The organism is Microcystis sp. M53602_WE12 (assembly GCF_030065455.1).
Classification (GTDB): Bacteria; Cyanobacteriota; Cyanobacteriia; order Cyanobacteriales; family Microcystaceae; genus Microcystis; species Microcystis aeruginosa.
This window is the reverse complement of record NZ_JASJFB010000425.1, coordinates 1-4,841: the sequence shown is the minus strand read 5'-3', so window position 1 is coordinate 4,841 and position 4,841 is coordinate 1. Positions and strand designations below refer to the sequence as shown.

At 47.2% G+C, this 4,841-nt stretch carries 7 protein-coding genes; 4 read left to right on the top strand and 3 right to left on the bottom strand.

The annotated features are described in order from the left end of the window. Together PX482_RS14350 and psbC are read left to right on the top strand one after the other, a co-directional pair. On the top strand, positions 1 to 172 hold a 172-nt coding region (locus PX482_RS14350; RefSeq protein WP_271931852.1), incomplete at its 5' end, for a photosystem II protein D2. Continuing rightward, entirely contained in the window at positions 156 to 1,538 is a 1,383-nt protein-coding gene (psbC, locus tag PX482_RS14345; protein ID WP_002768963.1) for a photosystem II reaction center protein CP43, read from the top strand. The genes PX482_RS14350 and psbC, both read left to right, overlap by 17 nt. A 31-nt stretch (positions 1,539 to 1,569) precedes the next feature. Here the strand turns inward: psbC and cobD are convergent, their stop codons facing one another. The 3 genes from cobD to PX482_RS14330 form a co-directional block, all read right to left on the bottom strand. Continuing rightward, positions 1,570 to 2,649, bottom strand: a complete 1,080-nt coding sequence (gene cobD, locus PX482_RS14340; protein WP_288122591.1) for a threonine-phosphate decarboxylase CobD — start codon at positions 2,647 to 2,649, stop codon at positions 1,570 to 1,572. 55 nt (positions 2,650 to 2,704) lie between these two features. Continuing rightward, entirely contained in the window at positions 2,705 to 2,989 is a 285-nt protein-coding gene (gene hbs, locus PX482_RS14335) for a non-specific DNA-binding protein Hbs (protein ID WP_002759570.1), read from the bottom strand. A 145-nt stretch (positions 2,990 to 3,134) separates the two neighbouring features. Further along, positions 3,135 to 3,338, bottom strand: coding sequence for a hypothetical protein (locus PX482_RS14330; RefSeq protein ID WP_002759569.1), 204 nt, complete (start codon positions 3,336 to 3,338; stop codon positions 3,135 to 3,137). Between the two features lie 198 nt (positions 3,339 to 3,536). On the opposite strand from PX482_RS14330, the gene PX482_RS14325 reads away from it, so the two are divergent. Together PX482_RS14325 and ureE are read left to right on the top strand one after the other, a co-directional pair. Continuing rightward, a complete protein-coding gene (locus PX482_RS14325) occupies positions 3,537 to 4,022 on the top strand; it encodes a DUF4168 domain-containing protein (protein WP_043999093.1) in 486 nt (161 codons plus the stop codon). Between the two features lie 77 nt (positions 4,023 to 4,099). Then, positions 4,100 to 4,576, top strand: a complete 477-nt coding sequence (gene ureE / locus PX482_RS14320; RefSeq protein WP_288122590.1) for an urease accessory protein UreE — start codon at positions 4,100 to 4,102, stop codon at positions 4,574 to 4,576. Positions 4,577 to 4,841 lie beyond the last annotated feature (265 nt).

Below are 4,841 nucleotides of genomic sequence, written 5' to 3'. Positions count from 1 at the left end.
TGACTTCGTTTCTCAGGAATTGAGAGCGGCGGAAGACCCGGAATTTGAAACCTTCTACACTAAAAATATTCTGCTTAACGAAGGTCTGAGAGCTTGGATGGCTCCCCAAGACCAACCCCACGAAAACTTTATCTTCCCTGAGGAGGTTCTCCCGCGTGGTAACGCTCTCTAATATCCCCACCGCTACTGGTCGTGACCAAAGTTCCACCGGCTTCGCTTGGTGGTCCGGTAACGCTCGTCTTATCAACCTCTCCGGTAAACTGCTCGGCGCTCACGTCGCTCACGCTGGTTTAATCGTTTTCTGGGCCGGGGCAATGACCCTGTTTGAAACCGCCCACTTTATCCCTGAAAAACCGATGTACGAGCAGGGTTTAATCCTGCTTCCCCACCTAGCTACCCTCGGTTTTGGGGTCGGTCCTGGTGGTGAAGTAGTCGATACCTTCCCCTACTTCGTTGCCGGTGTTCTGCACTTAATTTCTTCGGCTGTACTCGGTTTTGGTGGTATCTACCACGCTATCCGCGGACCGGAAACCCTAGAGGAATACTCTAATTTCTTCGGTTACGACTGGAAAGACAAAAACCAAATGACCAACATCATCGGTTATCACCTGATTCTCTTGGGTTGTGGCGCGCTGTTGTTGGTATTTAAAGCCATGTTCTTTGGCGGTGTCTATGATACCTGGGCTCCCGGTGGCGGTGATGTCCGCGTCATCACTAATCCTACCCTCAACCCCGCAGTTATCTTTGGTTATCTGACCAAAGCTCCTTTCGGTGGCGAAGGCTGGATTATCAGCGTCAACAACATGGAAGATATCATCGGCGGTCACATCTGGATTGGCTTAATCTGTATCGCTGGCGGTATCTGGCACATTCTCACCAAACCTTTTGCTTGGGCGCGCCGCGCTTTCATCTGGTCTGGAGAAGCCTATCTGTCCTACAGCTTGGGCGCTCTTTCCATGATGGGCTTTATCGCCGCCGTTTACGTTTGGTTTAACAACACCGCCTATCCCAGTGAATTCTACGGTCCGACCGGTATGGAAGCTTCCCAAGCTCAAGCTTTCACCTTCTTGGTGCGTGACCAACGCTTAGGTGCTAACGTCGCTTCTGCCCAAGGCCCCACCGGTCTAGGTAAATACCTGATGCGCTCTCCCACAGGCGAAATCATCTTCGGTGGTGAAACCATGCGTTTCTGGGATTTCCGCGGTCCCTGGTTAGAACCCCTCCGCGGTCCTAACGGTTTAGACCTCGACAAAATCAGAAATGACGTACAACCTTGGCAAGTACGCCGCGCGGCTGAATACATGACCCACGCTCCTTTAGGTTCCTTGAACTCTGTGGGTGGCGTTATCACTGATGTTAACTCGTTTAACTATGTGTCTCCTCGCGCTTGGTTGGCTACCTCTCACTTCACTCTCGCCTTCTTCTTCCTGATTGGACACCTCTGGCACGCTGGACGCGCTCGCGCCGCCGCCGCCGGTTTCGAGAAAGGAATTGACCGCGAGACTGAACCCGCATTGGCAATGCCTGACCTCGACTAATTTCGGTTAGTTCGATGGCAGCGGCTCCCGTCTAGTTGGCGGGAGCCTTTTTGTTGTTAATATCAGACGCGGCTAAAATACTCTCTAAAGCCGATAATAATCGTTGATTTTCTGCTGGTAAACGGACAGCGACCCGAAAATAATTGCTGCCCAATTCGGGGAAACTGAGACAATCGCGGATGAAAATTCGATGATATTTTAATAAAGCTTCCTGTAGGGGTAAACAGGAAGATTGAGATTGTACTAAGAGGAAGTTAGCGGCACTGGTTTGGGGCTGTAATTGCGGAAAATTAGCTAATCCTTGCCATAAATCCTGGCGGGCCGCCGTTAACCAATCCCAAGTTTGTTGTTGAAAATCCCTATCTTCAATTGCCGCAATAGCGGCAACCACGGCCAAATTATTCACCGACCAAGGATCGCGCCATCTTTGCCATTGTAACAGGCGCTCGGGATGGGCGAGGACGTATCCTAGACGTAAACCGGGGAGACTGTAAAATTTAGTTAGGGAACGCAAAATCACGAGATTGGGATATTCCGGCAACAGAGATATTAAACTCTCCTGTTGTTGCGGGGGTAAAAAATCCATAAAAGCTTCATCCACTACCACCAAACCAAATTGCGATAGATAGGGACGAATGGCCGCCACCGTCCAGAGTTTCCCCGTGGGATTGTGGGGATTATTGAGTAATAAGCCTTGTTTTTCGGGATTAACCGGCTTTAAAGTGGTTAAATCTAGGGAATGTTTGCAGATGTTTCCACCAAAACTTTTTAAAGCCCGTTCGTAATCGTTAAAAGCGGGTGTTAGTACATAAACACTATCAAATGCTGCTAATTCCCGACCGGCCCAGGTTAATAACTCGGCCGCACCATTGCCGGGGAGAATCCAATCCGGCCCGATATCATGCCATTGGGCGAGGGCAGAACGCAACTGCCAATACCCGGGGTCAGGATAACGAGTCAGACTGGTTAAATGGCTTTTAATAGCGGTTAGGGCGCTTTCTGGCGGACCGAGGGGGTTGATACTGGCAGAAAAATCGAGAATAGAGGAAACCGGACAGCCGGCAATGGCGGCCGCCCAGTCAAGATTACCACCATGTTTAGGTCTAGGCAAAAGACTTACAGCGAACGCTTTGCGCTCGCTACGCGAGAACGAAACTCAACAGTAATTATTCCTTATCCGGGGCTACTCTGTCTTTAAACAGTTTACCGGCCGAGAAAGCCGGGACGCGAGTGGCCGGAATCTCCATCTTATCGCCGGTTTTCGGGTTGCGTCCTTCCCTGGCCTGACGTTCCCGGGCCTCGAAGGAACCGAATCCTACTAGGGTTACTTTGTCCCCCTCAGAAACCGCTTCGATAATGGTTTCGATGGCGGCAGTGAGAACAGCATCTGCTTGTTTTTTGGTCACAGAGGCTTTGAGAGCGATTTGATCGATTAATTCACCTTTATTCATGCGCTAACTCCTTTTTTTGCGGTTTTTCTGAGTTTAGGGTGGTTGTCAGTAGTTTATTATGGTTCCCCTGTTGAGGACTCGCCAGGATCGAGATCACTAAATAATGCCTCAAATCCTCATTGGCTATATATTCCACTGCATTATTCTAAGCGGGAATTGTCTCGATCGGAATCGCTGAAACCTTTAATTTATCTAGATTTCCCCCCAATTCCCCGCCAGGGGAGAGAAAAAAGGGAACAAGCGAGAGATTTACAGCGATATAAGCTAATAAAAAGAGATTAGATGGCGAAATTGCCGATAAATATTCTCTAAAAGCGATAGGCATCCTAACTTCCCAAAAATCGTTCATCGGTTCTCTCCAAGATTTTTGACTAATTTTGCCCCCAAAAACGTTAAAAAAGTTTACCAAAGCAATTTCTGCCCAAAAATTAAGTTCGGGACCAGGAGATATTGGCTAAAATTGGAACTTATGATCGTTAAAAATATTCAAAAAAGCAGGATTTAACTGGAAAGTTTGCTATCATTATCTATTCAGCGACAAACTCGCATGGTGATTTACTGCTATCCCCTAGCCGATCTAGGTCAAAGCTTAAGACATTCTTTTATCGTGACTTTTTTGGCAGTAATCGCCATTCTTGGCGGTCTGATTCCCGAATTTTCTTGGACGACGGAGGTGGTTAGTTTTCAGTCCTCCGCTTATACTCAAGATTTTACGGCTGACCAAATCAAACGTTATGCCAAAGCAGTTTTGCGGATCGAAACCGAAAGAAAACAAGCTTATGAGGAAATTTCGCAAATTTTAGGCAAAAGTCCCCCGGCAATTACCTGTAACCAACGGGAAAGCTTTAATAATCTTCCAGCTAATGCCCAAAGAATTGCCGTAGATTATTGTAATAACTCAAAAAAGATTGTCCAAGATAGTGGCCTCACTGCGGCTGAATTTAACGCCATTACTAACTGGATTCGTACCGATGATAACTTGAGACGACGGGTGCAAAATGAGATGATTCGTCTGCAGCGGGAAAATAAATAGAAAAAGTTCCTCAGTTTTTCGGGTCAAGCTGGAGTCAGGGCTACAATTAAGAATGTTTTTTCCTATTGACCACTACCATGTTAACTTTTACCGAGCGCTTACCCCCCCGTCATACCGCTAGTTCACCTCCCCCAGAAACGGTACTTTTTAGCCTTCTACTCACGGCCGAAGAACGCACCCGCAGCCGTTATCGTCTCGATAGTCCCGAAGGTTTTTCCCTCTGTTTTCGTTTACCCCGCGGCACAATTCTACAGGACCGCGATTTCCTGCGGGGGGAAAACGGCGAAATTATTCAAATTATTGCTAAACCAGAACCAGTTATCACTATTACCGCCCCTTCAACCGATTTACTCCTCAAAGCTGCCTATCACCTCGGTAATCGTCATGTAGCCCTAGAAATTAATCCCGATTATCTCCGTCTGTCCCCCGATTCTGTCCTACAAGCAATGTTAGAAGGTTTGGGATTAACTGTAACTGAAGAAATCGCCCCCTTTAACCCCGAAATTGGCGCTTATCAGCATTATCATGACTTGGAAGAGGCAAAAAAGGGTTAGTTAGGGCTGGCTGAATAAATCTAAAAACCTTATTAGACATCTCCAAAAATTATAACCCAGTCACAGCTTGCTTTTAGCTTATGCACTAATTAAGTAGGGCTTGCTGAATAATGGTAAAACCCTTTTAAAATAAGGCTTTTGACCTGTTAAAGTCCGATGTTAGTGCAAGAAAATAGGATTGGGACTTTCAAAAACCTTGCATTATCCTTCTCGTAGTACATCGCTTGGTACACAAAACAAGGGCAACAAAGCCTGAAACGTCTGG

What these genes read in the sequence shown, in the direction of transcription:
- ureE (WP_288122590.1), top strand. Translation starts at nt 4,100, where the DNA reads ATGTTAACTTTTACCGAGCGCTTACCCCCCCGTCATACCGCTAGTTCA.
- PX482_RS14325 (WP_043999093.1), top strand. Translation starts at nt 3,537, where the DNA reads ATGGTGATTTACTGCTATCCCCTAGCCGATCTAGGTCAAAGCTTAAGA.
- PX482_RS14330 (WP_002759569.1), bottom strand. Translation starts at nt 3,338, where the DNA reads ATGAACGATTTTTGGGAAGTTAGGATGCCTATCGCTTTTAGAGAATAT.
- hbs (WP_002759570.1), bottom strand. Translation starts at nt 2,989, where the DNA reads ATGAATAAAGGTGAATTAATCGATCAAATCGCTCTCAAAGCCTCTGTG.